Annotated in this window: 10 protein-coding genes; 3 read left to right on the top strand and 7 right to left on the bottom strand. The window is 69.6% G+C overall.

Annotated elements, in window-relative coordinates:
• Entirely contained in the window at positions 1-762 is a 762-nt protein-coding gene (gene aqpZ / locus AB0M51_RS25620; protein WP_344194647.1) for an aquaporin Z, read from the top strand.
• A gap of 19 nt (positions 763-781) precedes the next feature.
• Here aqpZ and AB0M51_RS25615 read toward each other — a convergent pair whose 3' ends face one another.
• Positions 782-1,231, bottom strand: a complete 450-nt coding sequence (locus tag AB0M51_RS25615; protein ID WP_344194649.1) for an Lrp/AsnC family transcriptional regulator — start codon at positions 1,229-1,231, stop codon at positions 782-784.
• 150 nt (positions 1,232-1,381) lie between these two features.
• On the opposite strand from AB0M51_RS25615, the gene AB0M51_RS25610 reads away from it, so the two are divergent.
• Complete coding sequence (locus tag AB0M51_RS25610; protein ID WP_344194651.1) at positions 1,382-4,810, top strand: indolepyruvate ferredoxin oxidoreductase family protein; 3,429 nt, start codon at positions 1,382-1,384, stop codon at positions 4,808-4,810.
• Between the two features lie 67 nt (positions 4,811-4,877).
• Entirely contained in the window at positions 4,878-6,416 is a 1,539-nt protein-coding gene (locus AB0M51_RS25605; RefSeq protein ID WP_363750736.1) for a CehA/McbA family metallohydrolase, read from the top strand.
• A 3-nt stretch (positions 6,417-6,419) separates the two neighbouring features.
• Here the strand turns inward: AB0M51_RS25605 and AB0M51_RS25600 are convergent, their stop codons facing one another.
• From AB0M51_RS25600 to AB0M51_RS25575, 6 genes are read right to left on the bottom strand one after another with little or no spacing between them, the layout of a single operon-like run.
• The gene (locus AB0M51_RS25600; protein WP_363750734.1) at positions 6,420-7,190 is read right to left on the bottom strand and encodes a dihydrofolate reductase family protein; all 771 of its coding nucleotides are present in this window, start codon (positions 7,188-7,190) and stop codon (positions 6,420-6,422) included.
• A gap of 60 nt (positions 7,191-7,250) precedes the next feature.
• A complete protein-coding gene (narI, locus tag AB0M51_RS25595; RefSeq protein WP_363750732.1) occupies positions 7,251-7,970 on the bottom strand; it encodes a respiratory nitrate reductase subunit gamma in 720 nt (239 codons plus the stop codon).
• Positions 7,967-8,647: a nitrate reductase molybdenum cofactor assembly chaperone gene (gene narJ, locus AB0M51_RS25590; RefSeq protein ID WP_344194659.1), complete on the bottom strand. Its 681-nt coding sequence runs from the start codon at positions 8,645-8,647 to the stop codon at positions 7,967-7,969. Before narJ ends, narI begins: the two co-directional genes overlap by 4 nt.
• The gene (gene narH, locus AB0M51_RS25585; RefSeq protein WP_363750729.1) at positions 8,644-10,344 is read right to left on the bottom strand and encodes a nitrate reductase subunit beta; all 1,701 of its coding nucleotides are present in this window, start codon (positions 10,342-10,344) and stop codon (positions 8,644-8,646) included. The genes narJ and narH overlap by 4 nt, the downstream gene beginning before the upstream one ends.
• Positions 10,344-14,006 carry a nitrate reductase subunit alpha gene (locus AB0M51_RS25580; protein WP_363750727.1) on the bottom strand — a complete coding sequence of 1,221 codons (3,663 nt, stop codon included), beginning with the start codon at positions 14,004-14,006 and terminating at the stop codon, positions 10,344-10,346. Before AB0M51_RS25580 ends, narH begins: the two co-directional genes overlap by 1 nt.
• Positions 14,003-15,259 carry an MFS transporter gene (locus AB0M51_RS25575; protein WP_344194665.1) on the bottom strand — a complete coding sequence of 419 codons (1,257 nt, stop codon included), beginning with the start codon at positions 15,257-15,259 and terminating at the stop codon, positions 14,003-14,005. Before AB0M51_RS25575 ends, AB0M51_RS25580 begins: the two co-directional genes overlap by 4 nt.
• Positions 15,260-15,286 lie beyond the last annotated feature (27 nt).

Here is a 15,286-nt window from a genome sequence, read left to right as displayed (position 1 = left end):
GTGGAATCACCCAGTCCTGCTGCTCGGATAGGTGCGGAGTTTCTCGGAACGTTCTGGCTGGTGTTCGCCGGGTGCGGTGCGGCGGTACTGGCCGGCGTCGTCCTGACCCCGGACAAGGTGACGGTCGGCATCGGGTACCTCGGTGTCGCGCTGGCGTTCGGCCTGACCGTGCTGACGATGGCGTTCGCCGTCGGACATGTCTCCGGCGGGCATTTCAACCCGGCGGTCACGATCGGTCTGGCCGTCGCCAAGCGGATCGAGTGGAAGTGGGTGCCGACGTACATCGTCACCCAGGTGGTCGCCGGTACCGTGGCGGGCGCGATCCTGCTGGTCATTGCCAACGGCAAGCAAGGCTTCAGCGCGGTCGACAGCGGCTTCGCCAGCAACGGGTACGGCGACCGGTCGCCCGGCGGATACTCGCTGCTGGCCTGTGCGCTCGTCGAGATCGTGCTGACGGCGTTCTTCCTGTACGTCATCCTCGGCGCGACCGACGACCGGGCACCGAAGGGCTTCGCCCCGATCGCGATCGGCCTCAGCCTGACGCTGATCCACCTGGTCGGCATCCCGGTGACCAACACGTCGGTCAACCCGGCGCGCTCGCTCGGCGTCGCCTGGTTCGCCGGCGGTGCGGCGCTCGGGCAGGTCTGGCTGTTCATCGTCGCGCCGATTGTCGGGGCCGCGATCGCCGGCGTGAGCTATGCCGCGATCACCGGGGCCCGCGCGGCGGACGAGGTTGATCTGGGGGTCGCCAACAACCCGTGAGTGCGCGGCTCGGCCGCCGTCAGCCGAGCCGCGTCCACTGCTCCAGGACGACGAGCGTCTTCGTGCCGGCGATCGCCTCGCCGGAGCGCAGCTTGCTCACGACCCGGCGCAGGTCGTCGACGCCCTCGACCCGGATCCGCACCAGCGCGTCCGGGTCGCCGGCCAGTGTCAGGACCTCCTCGACCTCGGGGATCTGCGCGACGAACTCCATGATCTGGGCGAGGTCCAGGTCGTCGGCGAAGTGCAGTTCGGTCATCGCCTCGATCCCCGTGGCGATCCGGCCGTGGTTGATCTTCACCGTGTACCGCTCGATCACGCCGAGCTTCTCCAGCCGTGCGATCCGGCGCTGCACCGGCGCCACGGTGAGCCCGACCGCCGCCGCGATCTCGCGCAGCGGCCGGCGGGCGTTCTCCCGGAGCAGGTCGAGGATCACGCGGTCGGTAGGGTCGAGGGTCGCCTGGTCGGTCACGCAACAAAATGTACGCCCGACAGTGGATATGTTGCGTAGGCTCCCGACAGATCGGCGTGCCGGTTGCGGATCGTCGCCAAAGTGCGGGACCGGTGTTGTGACCCGCCCCACCAGGCCTCACGCTCGGGGCAACCGATCCTGGGAGTACAGATGACCGAGTTGCTCGATCACCCGGTCGCCACGACGGCGCCCTACGACCTCGGCGACCGTTTCCGTGCGGCGGGCCCGCCGACGCTGCTGACCGGCGTCCAGGCGATCGCCCGGCTGCTCGTCGAGCATCGCGCACTGGACCGGCGGCGCGGGCTGCGGACCGCGTCGTTCGTCTCCGGCTACCAGGGCAGCCCGCTCGGCGGTCTCGACAAGCTGCTCGGCGGGATGCCGGACGTCCTGGACGCGAACGACATCCGGTTCGTGCCCGGCCTGAACGAGGAGCTCGCCGCCACCTCGGTGTGGGGGAGCCAGATCGAGCTGCCGCTCGGCACCGCCAGCCACGACGGTGTCACCGGCTTCTGGTACGGCAAGGGCCCCGGCGTCGACCGCGCGACCGACGCGTTGCGGCACGCCAACATGTACGGCGTGAACCCGCGCGGCGGCGCCGTACTCCTGGTCGGCGACGACCCGGCGTCGAAGTCGTCGACCGTACCGGCGGTCAGCGAGCGGTCCCTGGCCGCGCTCGGCATCCCGGTGCTGTTCCCGCGGAACGCCGCGGAGATCGTGACGCTCGGCCTGCACGCGATCGAGCTGTCCCGGACGACCGGCTGCGTGGTCGCGCTGAAGATCGTCGCGGACGTCGCCGACGGCGCCTGGGTGGTCGACGCCGCCGCGGCCGACGTACGCCCGGTCGCGCCCGCGATCGAGTGGGACGGCATGCCGTACAGCTACCAGCAGCGCCCGATGATCATCCGCCCGGACGCGATCGTGCGCGCCGAGGCCGATCTCGTCGGCCCGCGGACCGAGCTCGTCCGGGCGTACGCCGTGGCGAACGGGCTGGACGTGCTCGACGTCGACCCCACGGATGCGCGGGTCGGATTCGTTGCCTCGGGCAGCTGTTACGACTCGATGCGGCAGGCCATGACCGACCTGGGTGTCACCGACGAGGCGCTCGACCGGGCAGGGATCCGGGTACTGCGCCTCGGCCTGATGAGTCCCGTTGCCGCCGGCACCGTTCGCGCGTTCGCGGAAGGCCTGGACCGGATCGTGGTCGTCGAGGACAAGACGGCGTTCGTCGAGACCCAGATCCGGGAGATCCTCTACGGTACGCCGAGCGCGCCGGAGATCGTCGGCAAGCGGGACGCGGCCGGCCGGATGCTGATCCCCGCCGACGGCGAGCTCACCTCGGGTCGCCTGCTCGGCCCGCTCCGGCAGGTGCTGCAGGACGTGGTCGCGATCACCCCGCCCGCCCCGCAACGGACGCAGCTTCCGCTGTTGTCGACCAGCCGGTCGGCGTACTTCTGCAGCGGCTGCCCGCACAATCGCTCGACCGCGCTGCCGGAGGGCTCCATGGGCGGTGGCGGGATCGGCTGCCACGCCATGGTGACGATCTCCGACCGTGCGGACAGCGCGGTCACCGGTGTCACCCAGATGGGCGGCGAGGGCGCGCAATGGATCGGGCAGGCGTGGTTCACCGACGCCGGCCACATCTTCCAGAACGTCGGGGACGGGACGTTCTTCCACTCCGGGCAGCTCGCGGTCCAGGCGTGTATCGCGGCCGGCGTGAACATCACGTACAAGCTGCTCTACAACGAGGTCGTCGCGATGACCGGCGCCCAGGACGCCGAGGGCGCGCTCACCGTGCCGCAGTTGACGCACAAGCTGCACACCGAGGGCGTGCGGAAGATCGTCGTCTGCGCCGAGGACCCGAGCCGGCACCGCCGCCGCGATCTCGCGCCCGGCACGCTGCTCTGGGACCGCGACCGCCTCGACGAGGCGCAGCGCATGCTCCGGGAGACCCCGGGCGTCACCGTGCTGATCTTCGACCAGCACTGCGCCGCGGACGCCCGCCGGCAGCGCAAGCGCGGGAACCTGCCCGCCCGGACCCAGCGTGTCGTCATCAACGAGGCGGTCTGCGAGGGATGCGGCGACTGCGGTGTGAAGAGCAACTGCCTGTCCGTGCAGCCGGTCGAGACGGAGTACGGGCGGAAGACCCGGATCGACCAGACCTCCTGCAACACCGACTACAGCTGCCTCGACGGCGACTGCCCGTCGTTCGTGACCGTGGAGACGGCGTCGAGCCGCAAACGGACGTCGTTCCCGGAGCCGCCGGCGGTCGTCCCGAGCAGCGCCGAGGACCGGGTGACCGGCACCCAGAACGTGTTCATGGCCGGTATCGGCGGCACGGGGATCGTCACGGTCAACCAGGTACTGGCGACTGCCGCACTGCGCGCCGGGTACTCCGTCGAGTCCCTCGACCAGACGGGCCTGAGCCAGAAGGCGGGACCGGTCACCGGTCACCTGCGCTTCGCCGACGGCGACCTGGAGCCGGCGAACCGGCTCACGCCGGGGTCCGCGGACTGCTTCCTCGGCTTCGACCTGCTGACCCTCGCCGAGGACCGGAATCTTGCCTACGGCAACGGCGCGCTGACCCGTACCGTGGTCTCCACCAGCCGGACGGCGACCGGTGCGATGGTGTACGACCCGGAGGTCCGGCATCCCGACGAGGCCGGCCTGCTGGCGCGGGTCCGCAGCGCCACCGCGGAGCTGTTCGAGTTCGACGCGCTCGAGGCCGCCGAGCGGATCTTCGGCAACACCCTCGCGGCGAACTTCCTGCTCGTCGGCGCGGCGTACCAGACCGGCGCCCTGCGGCTCCCGGCCGCCGCGATCGAGGAGGCCATCGAGATCAACGGCACCGCGGTCGCCGCCAACATCGCCGCCTTCCGCTGGGGCCGGGCGGCCGTCACGAACCCGGCCGCCTTCCGTGCACCGGAAACCCCGGCCCCGGTCCGCGAGGTCCCCGCCTCGGTGGCAGCCTCCGGTCTCGAAGGCGACGTACTCCGGCTGGTCACCCGACGAGCCACCGACCTGGTCGCGTACCAGAACGTCAAGCTGGCCGACGCGTACGTCGACGTCGTCGCCCGGGTCGCGGCCGCCGAGCAGGCCGTCACCACGGAGACGCGGCTCAGCGAAGCTGTCGCGCGGAACCTGTTCAAGCTGATGGCCTACAAGGACGAGTACGAGGTCGCCCGGCTCCTCACCGACCCCGAGTTCCTGGCGGCGGCGGCCGGCCCGGTCTCGTTCAAGCTGCACCCGCCGATCCTGCGGGCGCTGGGCCGCACGAAGAAGATCTCCTTCGGCCCGCGCACCCACGGAGCACTCCGCCTTCTGGCCCACCTGAAGCCCCTGCGCGGAACCCGGGCCGACCTCTTCGGCTACGCCCACGTCCGCAAGCTCGAGCGCGCGCTGCGGGACCACTACCGCGACCTGGTCACGGATCTGGCCGGCTCGCTCGACGCCACGTCGTACGACCGAGCGGTCCAGCTGGCCGAGCTCCCCGACCTGATCCGCGGCTACGAGTCGGTCAAACTCCGCAACATCGAGCGCTACACCGCGGCACTCCGGGAGCTCGGCGCCGAGATCGACTGAGAGCCCGTTCGGGCGGTGGTCATGTTGCCGTTGCCTGGAAGTCGCCGAGGAGTGTTTGGTTTCCGACATGACTGACGCCGCAATGACCGCCATCACCAGGAGAGGCCTGTTGACCGCAGCCGGTGCGGGGACGATCGTCGCCTTGGCGCCGATCAGCTTCGCGGCCGCGGCGACCGGTACGACGAGCACCCAGGTGGTGGAGGGACACGTCGCACCCGGACCGACGGACTTCGTGTACCTGCCGGTCGACGTCCCGCGAGGGGTGCAGCAGATCTCGGTGAGCTACAGCTACTCCAAGCCGCCGGTCCCGTCCGGTACGCCGGGGAACTCCTGCGACATCGGGATCTTCGACGCGCGCGGATTCGATTTCAACGGCTCCGGGTTCCGCGGCTGGTCCGGCGGCTTCCGCACCGCGTTCAGCATCAGTCGCACCGAGGCCACCCCGGGGTACCTGCCCGGCGACGTGATGCCGGGGACCTGGCACATCGTGCTCGGGCCGTACCAGGTGGCGCCGCAGGGCCTGGACTACCACGTCGAGGTCACACTCACGTACGGCGACCCGGGCGCGGCCTACGTCCCGGCGTACCCGCCGACCCGGGCGAAGGGCCGCGGCCGGGACTGGTACCGCGGCGACTGCCACCTGCACACGGTCTACTCCGACGGGCGCAACCAGCCCGCGGACCTGGCCGCCGGAGCGCGGACGGCCGGGCTCGACTTCATCGTGTCGACCGACCACAACACCAACGCCTCGCACGGCGCGTGGGGTCCGCTCGCCGGGGACGACCTGCTGATCGTCACGGGTGAGGAGGTCACCACGCGGAACGGTCACTGGCTGGCCCTCGGCACCAAGCCCGGCCAGTGGGTGGACTGGCGATTCCGGGCGCGGGACGGCGTGTTCGAGAGGATCCAGCAGCAGGTGCACAAGGCCGGCGGGCTGTGCGTGTCGGCGCACTTGTACTGCCCGTGGATCGCGAGCGAGTGGAAGTTCGGGTTCGAAGGGCTCGACGCGACCGAGGTGTGGACCGGTCCGTGGGGCTGGGACGACGACGCTGCCGTCTCGACCTGGGCGAACCTGCTCGCCGCCGCGGTCCGGGAGAAGAAGCCGTGGCTGCCCGCGATGGGCAACAGCGACGCTCACAACCCGGGAAACGTCATCGGCCTGCCGCACAACGTGGTGCTCGCCGACGACCTGTCGAAGGACGCGGTGCTCGCCGGTCTGAAGGTCGGCCGGTCATGGATCGCGGAGTCCTCGAAGGTGTCGCTCGAGTTCACCGCAACCTCGGCGTACGGCCGGAAGGCGGGGATCGGAGAGCGGCTGGCGGCACAGCCCACCGAGCAGATCACCGTGACGACCAAGGTCAGCGGCGTACCCAACGGCACCGTGCGGATCCTCACCGACGAGGGGCAGATGTTGCAGAGCAGCCTGGACAGTACTGGCGCCGGTACGGTCACCTGGCTGACGACGCCGCTCAGCGCCGCGTTCGTCCGTGCCGAGGTCCGGCACCCGCTCGCCGACGGCACGCCCGGGCATACCTCGATGGACCCGGGGCTGACGTTCGGCGCGATGGCCGCGCTGACCAACCCGATCTTCCTCGGGCGCGGCTGATGGTCAGGCCGACTGTCTGTCGGCCACGGCGTAGTGCAGTCGGACGGTGCCGCCGGTGTCCGTGTGTACCGAGAGCAGCTCCAACCGGGTAGCAGGCTCGCCGGCAGCGAGGGGCGTGCCGTCCATGACCGATGGCGTACCGAGGCCACCGATCAGTGCGGGCAGGACCGTGACGTAGACCTCGTCGATCAGGCCTGCTCGTAGCAGCGCTCCGTTCAGCCCGCCGCCGGCTGTGGAGAGGATGCAGGTGATGCCGACCTCGGTGCCGAGAGCGGCGATCGCCGCGGGCAGGTCGACGCGGTCGTCGCCGGTGACGAGGTAGCAGATGCGCTCGCGACGGAGGTACGCGAGATAGTCGGCCGGCGTCGCCCGCGACACCAGGACGAGGGCGTCCCAGTTCTCGTGGTTCTCCGTCCAGCGCACGCGCCCGCGGCTGTCCACGACCATGAACCACATGTGCGGCGGCGACACCTGCCCGACGATGTCCGCGGGCAGGAAGTGCTCGTACAGCTCGTTGGCGTCGCCGTCGTACGCCGGAAGGTCGCTCGGTGCCTCGTCCTCCGCGACCAGGCTGCCGCTCCCTTCGAGGAAGGCGTTGCAGCCGTACTGCGCCTTGAGTACCTCGATGACGTCGACGAAATCGGCAGCCTTCGGACTCAACGCCGCCCACAACTTCGAACTCGGCTCCCGCATCAGCAACGCATCACGAGCCAGCGCGACCTTCCCGTCGGCACTCGCCCCCACACTGACCACCACACGCGGTCGTTCACCCATCGTCGCCTCCCTGATCGTGGGCCCCAACGTGTACCAGGGCCCACCGACAGAAACCGGGCGTCAGCGCGACTGGGCGTCCCAGCCGCGGCGAGGGGAGTGGGTCGTCGGGCCGGTGTCGCGGCTGCGGTAGACGATGTACGGGCGGGTGAGGTAGCCCAGCGGGGCGCTGAAGACGTGGACCAGGCGGGTGAAGGGCCAGAGCGCGAACAAGGTGATCGCGACCAGGCCGTGCAGCTGGAAGGTGATAGGGGCGCCGGCCATCAGGTCGGGGTGCAGGGAGAAGCGGAAGATGCCGCGGAACCAGATCGACACGCTCTCGCGGTAGTCGTAGCTGCCGAAGACGTTCGCGATCACGGTGTTCGCCAGGCCGAGCAGGATGACCGCCGCGAGGAAGACGTACATCAGCTTGTCCATCCGCGTCGTCGCCGAGAACACCGGTCCGACGGTCCGGCGGCGGTAGATCAGGATGGCCAGGCCGACGAGCGTGCAGAAGCCGGCGATCGCGCCGATCGAGACCGCGAGGAAGTGGTAGAGGCCTTCGTGGATCCCGACTGCCTCGGTCCAGGACTTCGGTACGCCGAGGCCCATCACGTGCCCGAGGAACACCGCGAGGATGCCGAAGTGGAACAGCGGGCTGCCGATCCGGAGCAACCGGTTCTCGTACAGCTGGGACGATCGCGTGGTCCAACCGAACTTGTCGTACCGGTACCGCCAGAAGTGTCCGACGACGAAGACCGTCAGGCAGATGTACGGGAAAACCACCCACAGGAACTGCTTCATCGCTGTCCTCCGGGGAAGCTCGGCATCGGCAACGGCTGGACCCCGGCGTCGAAGGCCGGTGTGGCGTACGGCGTCATGCCGACCTCCTCCTGCGGTGGACCCTCGGCGGCCAGACGCGCGACGGCGTCCCGCTCGTCGCCGGCCAGCGGCGGCAGTGTCGCGGTGACGGCCTGCACGGCCCCGTGCCAGTCGGAGTCGGCTTCCGCGAGCGCGATCCGCAGCAGCTCGAGACCGGCGCGGTGATCGAGGAGGAGCCGGCTGCCGAGGCGTTGGTCGACCGTGGCGGCGTACTCGAGCACGACACACAGATGATCAGGCAGTTCTGAATCGTCGAGGACGAAGCCGGACCGCAGGTAGGTCTGCTTGAAGCGCAGCAACGCGACACCACGACGGCGGGTGTCGCCGTGGGCGAAGTACGTGAGGTACAGGTTGTGGCGCCGGCGGTTGTCGAAGGTCTCGACGTACTGCGCCTGCAGAGCGGGCAGATCCTTGGTCGCGACAGCCTGCGCGGTGCGGCAGAGCGGATCACGGACGGCCGCCGGCAGTTCGGCCGCCGCCCGGAGGATGAGGGGGAGCCGTTCGCGGAGCGCCTCGTCGGGGTAGTCCAGCAGCAGCGACGCCGATTGCCAGGCGATCGTCAACTGCCGGGCGGGCAGAGTCAGAGCGGGATGCTTCATTTCAGGTCCGCCCCGCCGGTCCCACCGGGGGCTCCGTCCGCCGGCGGCGGGAACATGCCCTCCGGTTTCCCCTTGCCGTCCCAGTTGAGCAGGTTGACCCGGGCCTGCTTGTCGGCCGGTGACGCGACGGTTTCGGACGTCTGGCGGTCCTTCAGCATCTGGAAGTTCTCGACCGCGATCGGTGTCGATACGCCGGACCCCTCGCCGAAGGGCCCTGATCCGCCCATGCCGGGCCCGCCCTCGTAGTCGAGCGCGCACTCGGTCGCGAGCTCTTCCAGCGAGTGCGCCTGCTCGGCGTGCGCCGGGGGGATGACGTACCGCTCGTCGTACTTCGCCAGCGCGAGCAGGCGGTACATCTCGTACATGTCCTCCTCGCCCATCCCGACCGAGGCCGGGATCGAGCCGTCCGGGTCGCGGCCGAGGTTGATGTCGCGCATGTACGAGCGCATCGCCGCGAGCGTGCGCAGTACCCGGTCCACCGGTGCGACGTCGCCGGCGGTGAAGAGCTCGGCGAGGTACTCGATCGGGATCCGCAACGCGTCGATGGCGGCGAACAGGTTGTCCTTGCGCTCGGCGTCCTCGCCGGTCTCGCGGACCACGTCGACGACCGGCGACAGCGGCGGGATGTACCAGACCATCGGCAGTGTGCGGTACTCCGGATGCAGCGGCAGCGCGACCTTGTACTTGTTGATCAGCGCGTAGACGGGCGATCGTTGCGCGGCCTCGATCCAGTCGTGCGGGATCCCGGCCCGCTCGGCCGCACGGCGTACGGCGGGGTCGGAGGGGTCGAGGAACACGTCACGCTGGGCCTCGTACAGCCCGTGCTCGTCGGGTGTCGACGCGGCGGCCAGCACCTTGTCGGCGTCGTACAGCACCAGCCCGATGTAGCGCAGCCGGCCGACGCAGGTCTCCGAGCAGACGGTCGGGATGCCCACCTCGACCCGTGGGAAGCAGAACGTGCACTTCTCCGCCTTGCCGGTGCGGTGGTTGAAGTACACCTTCTTGTACGGGCAGCCGGAGATGCACATCCGCCAGCCGCGGCACCGGTCCTGGTCGACCAGCACGATGCCGTCCTCGGTGCGCTTGTAGATCGCGCCGCTCGGGCAGGACGCCGCGCAGGACGGGTTCAGGCAGTGTTCGCAGATCCGCGGCAGGTAGAACATGAAGGTCTGCTCGAACTCGAACTTGACCTTGTCGCCGACCTTCCTGCGGAGCTCGTTCAGCACCGGGTCACGCTCGGCGGTCGCCGCCGAGCCTCCGAGGTCGTCGTCCCAGTTGGCCGACCACGAGATCTTCATGTCCTGCCCGGAGATCAACGACTTGGGCCGCGCGACCGGGGTGTGCTGCTGCGCCGGGGCGTCGGTCAGGTTCGCGTAGTCGTAGGTCCACGGCTCGTAGTAGTCGTGGATCGACGGCAGCTTCGGGTTCGAGAAGATCGTCAGCAGCTTCTTCAGCCGGCCGCCCGCCTTGAGCGTGAGCCGGCCGCGCTTGTTCAGCGTCCAGCCGCCCTTCCAGTTCTCCTGGTCCTCGTACGTGCGCGGGTATCCCTGACCGGGCCGGGTCTCGACGTTGTTGAACCAGACGTACTCCGTGCCGCTGCGGTTCGTCCACGCCTGTTTGCACGTCACCGAGCAGGTGTGGCAGCCGATGCACTTGTCGAGGTTCATCACCATCGCCATCTGCGCCATCACTCGCATCAGTACGTCACCTCCTGCGAGCGCCGCCGGATGACGGTGACTTCGTCGCGCTGGTTCCCGGTCGGCCCGAGATAGTTGAACGCGAAGGACAACTGCGCGTATCCGCCGATGAGGTGCGACGGTTTGATCAGCAACCGGGTCAGCGAGTTGTGGATCCCACCGCGCTTCTTCGACGTCTCGGCCAGCGGTACGTCGATCAGCCGGTCCTGCGCGTGATGCATGTAGACAGTCCCCTCGGGCATCCGGTGCGAGACGATCGCGCGGGCGACCACCACCCCGTTGCGGTTCACCGCCTCGATCCAGTCGTTGTCGGCGATACCTGCCTTCGCGGCGTCCTTGTCGCTGATCCAGATCGTCTGCCCGCCTCGGCTGAGCGACAGCATGAAGAGGTTGTCCTGGTACTCGGAATGGATCGACCACTTGTTGTGCGGGGTCAGATAACGAACGGTGAGGCCGAGCTCGGTCATCTCTCCGATCCGCGGTTCCGCGAACAGCGCGGCCATGTCGAGCGGCGGCCGGTAGACAGGCAGGTTCTCGCCGAGCTCGGCCATCCAGTCGTGGTCGAGGAAGAAGTGCTGCCGCCCGGTCAGTGTGTGCCACGGCTTCAGGCGCTCGACGTTGATGGTGAACGGCGAGTACCGGCGGCCGCCCGACTCCGAGCCGGACCACTCGGGTGAGGTGATCACCGGGACCGGCGCGGACTGGGTGTCGGCGAACGTGATCTGCTTGCCCTCGTGCTCGGCCGCGAGATCGTGGAGCGGCTTGCCGACGCGGGCCTCGAGTGTCTTGAAGCCCTCGGTCGCCAGGCGGCCGTTCGTCGTACCGGAGAGGGCCAGGATCGCCTCGCAGGCATGGACGTCGCGGCGGAGCGACGGACGTCCGTCGGCGGGGCCGCCGTGGATCGTGCCGTTCTTGGCCCGCAGGTACTCGACCGACCTGGTCTCGTCGAACGTCACGCCCTTCGTGGTCGCGCCGAGCTTCTCCATCAGCGGGCCGAGCGCGGCCATCTTGGCCCCGACGGCGGCGTAGTCGCGTTCGACCTCGACGAGCTTCGGCATCGTGAGACCGGGGATCGGCTCGCACTCGCCGGCCTTCCAGTCGCGGACGACACCGTGCGGTGTGGCGAGCGCGTCGGGTGTGTCGTGGAGGAGCGGTACGGCGACGACGTCTTTGCGGACGCCCAGGTGCGTGGCGGCCAGTTCGCTGAACTTCTCGGCGATCGTCTGCCAGGCGTCCCAGTCGGTCCGGGTCTGCCAGGGCGGCGCGATCGCCGGGTTGAACGAGTGCACGAACGGGTGCATGTCGGTGGTGTTCAGGTCGTGCTTCTCGTACCAGGTTGCCGCGGGCAACACCACGTCGGAGAACAGCGTCGTACTGGTCTGCCGGAAGTCGAGCGTGAGCAGGAGATCGAGCTTGCCGCGCGGGGCCTCGTCGCGCCACTCGAGCTCTTGGGGATGCACGCCTTCGCCGGCGCGGAGCGAGGAGCCGGCGCCGAGGAGGTGCTCGAGGAAGTACTCGTTGCCCTTCGCGGACGAGCCGAGCAGGTTGGCCCGCCAGATCGACAGGATCCGCGGGAAGTTCTCCGGTGCGTCGGGGTCCTCGCAGGCGAAGCGCAGCTTACCGGCTTTCAGTTCGTCGACGATGTGCTTGTCGACCGGCCGGCCCGCGGCGGCGGCCTCGTCGGCGAGGTCGTGCGGGTTGCGGTTGAACGTCGGGTACGACGGCATCCACCCGAGCCGGGCGCTCAACGCGATCAGGTCGGCGGTCGTCTTGCCGGCCATGCTGCCCGCGCCGGAGCCGGCAGAGCCAGCGGCGCCGGTGGTGAACGAGTCGGCGGCGAAGTGGTCGTAGCGGTACTGGTCGGTGTGCAGGTACCAGTACGCGGTCTGGATCATCTGCCGCGGCGGCCGCGACCAGTCCAGCGCGGAGGCGAGCTGCGCCCAGCCGGTGACCGGCCGGCACTTCTCCTGACCGACGTAGTGCGCCCAGCCGCCGCCGTTCACGCCCTGGCAGCCGGTCAACGTGGTGAGCGCGAGGAACGCCCGATAGATGGTGTCGGAGTGGAACCAGTGGTTGGTGCCCGCACCCATGACGATCATCGAACGACCCTTGGAGTCCTCGGCGTTCTGGGCGAACTCCCGGGCGATCCGCGCCGCCGCGGCCGCCGGCACACCGGTGATGCGTTCCTGCCAGGCGGGAGTGTACGGCGCATCGTCGTCGTACGACGACGGCCAATCCCCAGGCAGGCCGGCCCGGCCTACGCCGTACTGCGCGAGCATCAAGTCGTAGACGGTCGTCACCAAGTGCCCACCTACGCGCCGCGCCGGCACCCCGCGGAGGAGCTGTTCGCCGGCGGCGGTGTCGAATCTCGGCATTGTGACCGGAACGCCCTCATCGCCCAGAAGCGTGAGGAGCGGGTCGGTCGCGCCCAGGTCGAGGTTCCACTTGCCCTTGCCCGTTTCGCCGAAGCGATGGCCGAGGGAACCGTTGGGGACCACCGGCTGCCCGGTGCCCGCGTCGAGGACGACCGGCTTGAACGCGGCGTTCTCCTCGTCCGTGCCCAGCTCCGCGGCGGTCAGGAACTTGCCCGCGCGATACCCGCCGGCGGTCTCCTCCAGCCGGACGAGATAGGGCAGATCCGTGTACTTCTTCGTGTACTCGACGAAGTACGGCGTCTCGCGGTCGACGAAGAACTCCTTCAGGACGACGTGGCCCATCGCCATCGCGAGCGCGCCGTCGGTACCAGGTGCCGCCGGCAACCATTCGTCGGCGAACTTCACGTTGTCCGCGTAGTCCGGCGCGACCGCGATGACCTTCTGCCCGCGGTACCGCGCCTCCGCCATCCAGTGCGCGTCCGGCGTCCGCGTGACCGGGAGGTTCGAGCCCCACATGATCAGGTATCCGGCGTCCCACCAGTCCCCGGACTCCGGGACGTCGGTCTGGTCGCCGAACACCTGCGGCGAGGCGACCGGCAGATCGGCGTACCAGTCGTAGAAGGACAGCATCGTGCCGCCGACCAGCGAGGTGAACCGGGCGCCGGAGGCGTGCGACACCATCGACATCGCCGGAATGGGGGAGAAGCCGGCGATCCGGTCCGGCCCCCACTTCTTCAGCGTGTGGACGTACGCCGCGGCGACCAGTTCGACCGCTTCGTCCCAGGTCGTGCGGACGAGACCACCCTTGCCGCGGGCAGCTTTGTACTGTCGCGCGAGCTCGGGATCGTCGACGATGTGCGCCCAGGCCGCGACCGGGTCGCCGTGCTCCGCCTTCGCCTTGCGGTACAGGTCGACCAGCACTCCGCGGACGTACGGGTAGCGGATCCGTGTGGGGGAGTAGGTGTACCACGAGAAGGCAGCGCCGCGCGGGCAGCCGCGAGGCTCGTACTCCGGCTTGTCCGGCCCGACCGACGGGTAGTCGGTCTGCTGGGTCTCCCAGGTGATGATGCCGTCCTTGACGTACACCTTCCACGAGCACGAGCCGGTGCAGTTCACGCCGTGCGTCGACCGCACCACCTTGTCGTGGCTCCAGCGATCCCGGTAGAAGTCGTCGGCGCCGCGCCCGCCGGCCTTGGTCAGTGTCCGCAGGTCGTCGGAGACCTTGCCTCTGGTGAAGTACCTCCTGGTGCTGACGAGAGCGTCGGTGAGTTCGTTGTCGAGACTCATGCAGGTTCCTCGCTGGTCGTGGTTCCCTGTCTCTGCTCCTGGATGCCCGGCCGGGCCGTCTTCCTCACGATCGTCAGCGTGAGCAGCAACGTCAAGGCTGCGGTGATCGCCAGCAAGGTCAGCCCGATGCCGTACGACTGCGTGCGGCCGTAGACGTAGCCCATGATCAACGGCGGTACGAACCCGCCCAGGCCGCCCGCGGCGCCGACCAGCCCGGTCACGCCGCCGACGCGCGCCGGATCGGTCACCTGCGCGACGAGCGCGAACGTCGCCCCGCTGCCGGCGCCCAGCGCCGCCGCCATCGCCAGGAACGCGACCGTACCCACGTGGTTGAGCAGCGGCGTCGTCGCCGCGACGGCGGCACCCGCCACTACCACCGCGTAACATACGGCCAAGACCGGAACGGGCCCGAACCGGTCCGACAGCCAGCCGCCCACCGGCCGCATCACGACGGCGATCACGACGAACCCGGCCATCCGGTTCGCGGCGTCGGCGGCGTCCAGTCCGTAGGCGATCTTCAAGTACGACGGCAGGTAGACGGAGAACGCGACGTACCCGCCGAAGGCGACGGCGTACAGGATGCACGCCTGCCAGCTGATCGGCAGCTTCGCGTTCGCGACGAGCCGCTGGACGAAACCCCCCGGTGCGGGCCGCCGCCCCGGGGCGTCGCGGAGCACGAACCACGCGATGACGGCATAACAGGCCAGCGCGATCGCGGTGATCAGGAACGGCACCCGATGCCCCGCGTTCGTGTAGAGCTTGACGGTCGTCAGCGCGCTGATCGCCGTACCGCCCATACCGGCGCCGAAGACGCCGACCGCGAGACCGCGGCGCTCGGGCGGGAACCACGCGTTGACGAACGGTACGCCGACCGCGAAGGCGGTCCCGCCGATGCCGAGGAAGAACCCGCCGACCAGCAACGCGCCGTACGAGCTGAGCGCGAAGAAGCCGATGAACAGGATGGGCACGATCGTGGCTGCCGAGACCAGCGGGAACATCAGCCGTCCGCCGTACCGGTCGGTCAGCGCGCCGATCGGGATCCGCCCGACCGAGCCGACCAGGACAGGGACCGCGACCAGCAACGCCACATCGGACTCGCTCAACGTGCCGAGGGTCCCCTGCGTCCGGAACAGCGGCCCGAGCGGGCTGAGCAGCGCCCAGGCCCAGAAGTTGACCGCGAATCCCAGGGTGGCGAGAGCGAGCATCAGCCACGGCGACCGCTCCGCAGTCCCGCCCGACCTGGACTCTGTCATCGTCCGCTCCTTCGTCGCGTGACAGCC

It is taken from the genome of Kribbella sp. NPDC051137, assembly GCF_040682535.1.
GTDB classification, from domain to species: domain Bacteria; phylum Actinomycetota; class Actinomycetes; order Propionibacteriales; family Kribbellaceae; genus Kribbella; species Kribbella karoonensis.
The sequence above is the reverse complement of the archived record's forward strand: the minus strand, read 5'-3'. Positions and strand labels throughout refer to the sequence as shown.

Excerpts from the sequence above, each read along its gene's own strand:
- AB0M51_RS25610 (WP_344194651.1), top strand. The coding sequence starts at position 1,382 with ATGACCGAGTTGCTCGATCACCCGGTCGCCACGACGGCGCCCTACGAC.
- AB0M51_RS25605 (WP_363750736.1), top strand. The coding sequence starts at position 4,878 with ATGACTGACGCCGCAATGACCGCCATCACCAGGAGAGGCCTGTTGACC.
- AB0M51_RS25600 (WP_363750734.1), bottom strand. The coding sequence starts at position 7,190 with ATGGGTGAACGACCGCGTGTGGTGGTCAGTGTGGGGGCGAGTGCCGAC.
- narI (WP_363750732.1), bottom strand. The coding sequence starts at position 7,970 with ATGAAGCAGTTCCTGTGGGTGGTTTTCCCGTACATCTGCCTGACGGTC.
- narJ (WP_344194659.1), bottom strand. The coding sequence starts at position 8,647 with ATGAAGCATCCCGCTCTGACTCTGCCCGCCCGGCAGTTGACGATCGCC.
- narH (WP_363750729.1), bottom strand. The coding sequence starts at position 10,344 with ATGCGAGTGATGGCGCAGATGGCGATGGTGATGAACCTCGACAAGTGC.
- AB0M51_RS25580 (WP_363750727.1), bottom strand. The coding sequence starts at position 14,006 with ATGAGTCTCGACAACGAACTCACCGACGCTCTCGTCAGCACCAGGAGG.
- AB0M51_RS25575 (WP_344194665.1), bottom strand. The coding sequence starts at position 15,259 with ATGACAGAGTCCAGGTCGGGCGGGACTGCGGAGCGGTCGCCGTGGCTG.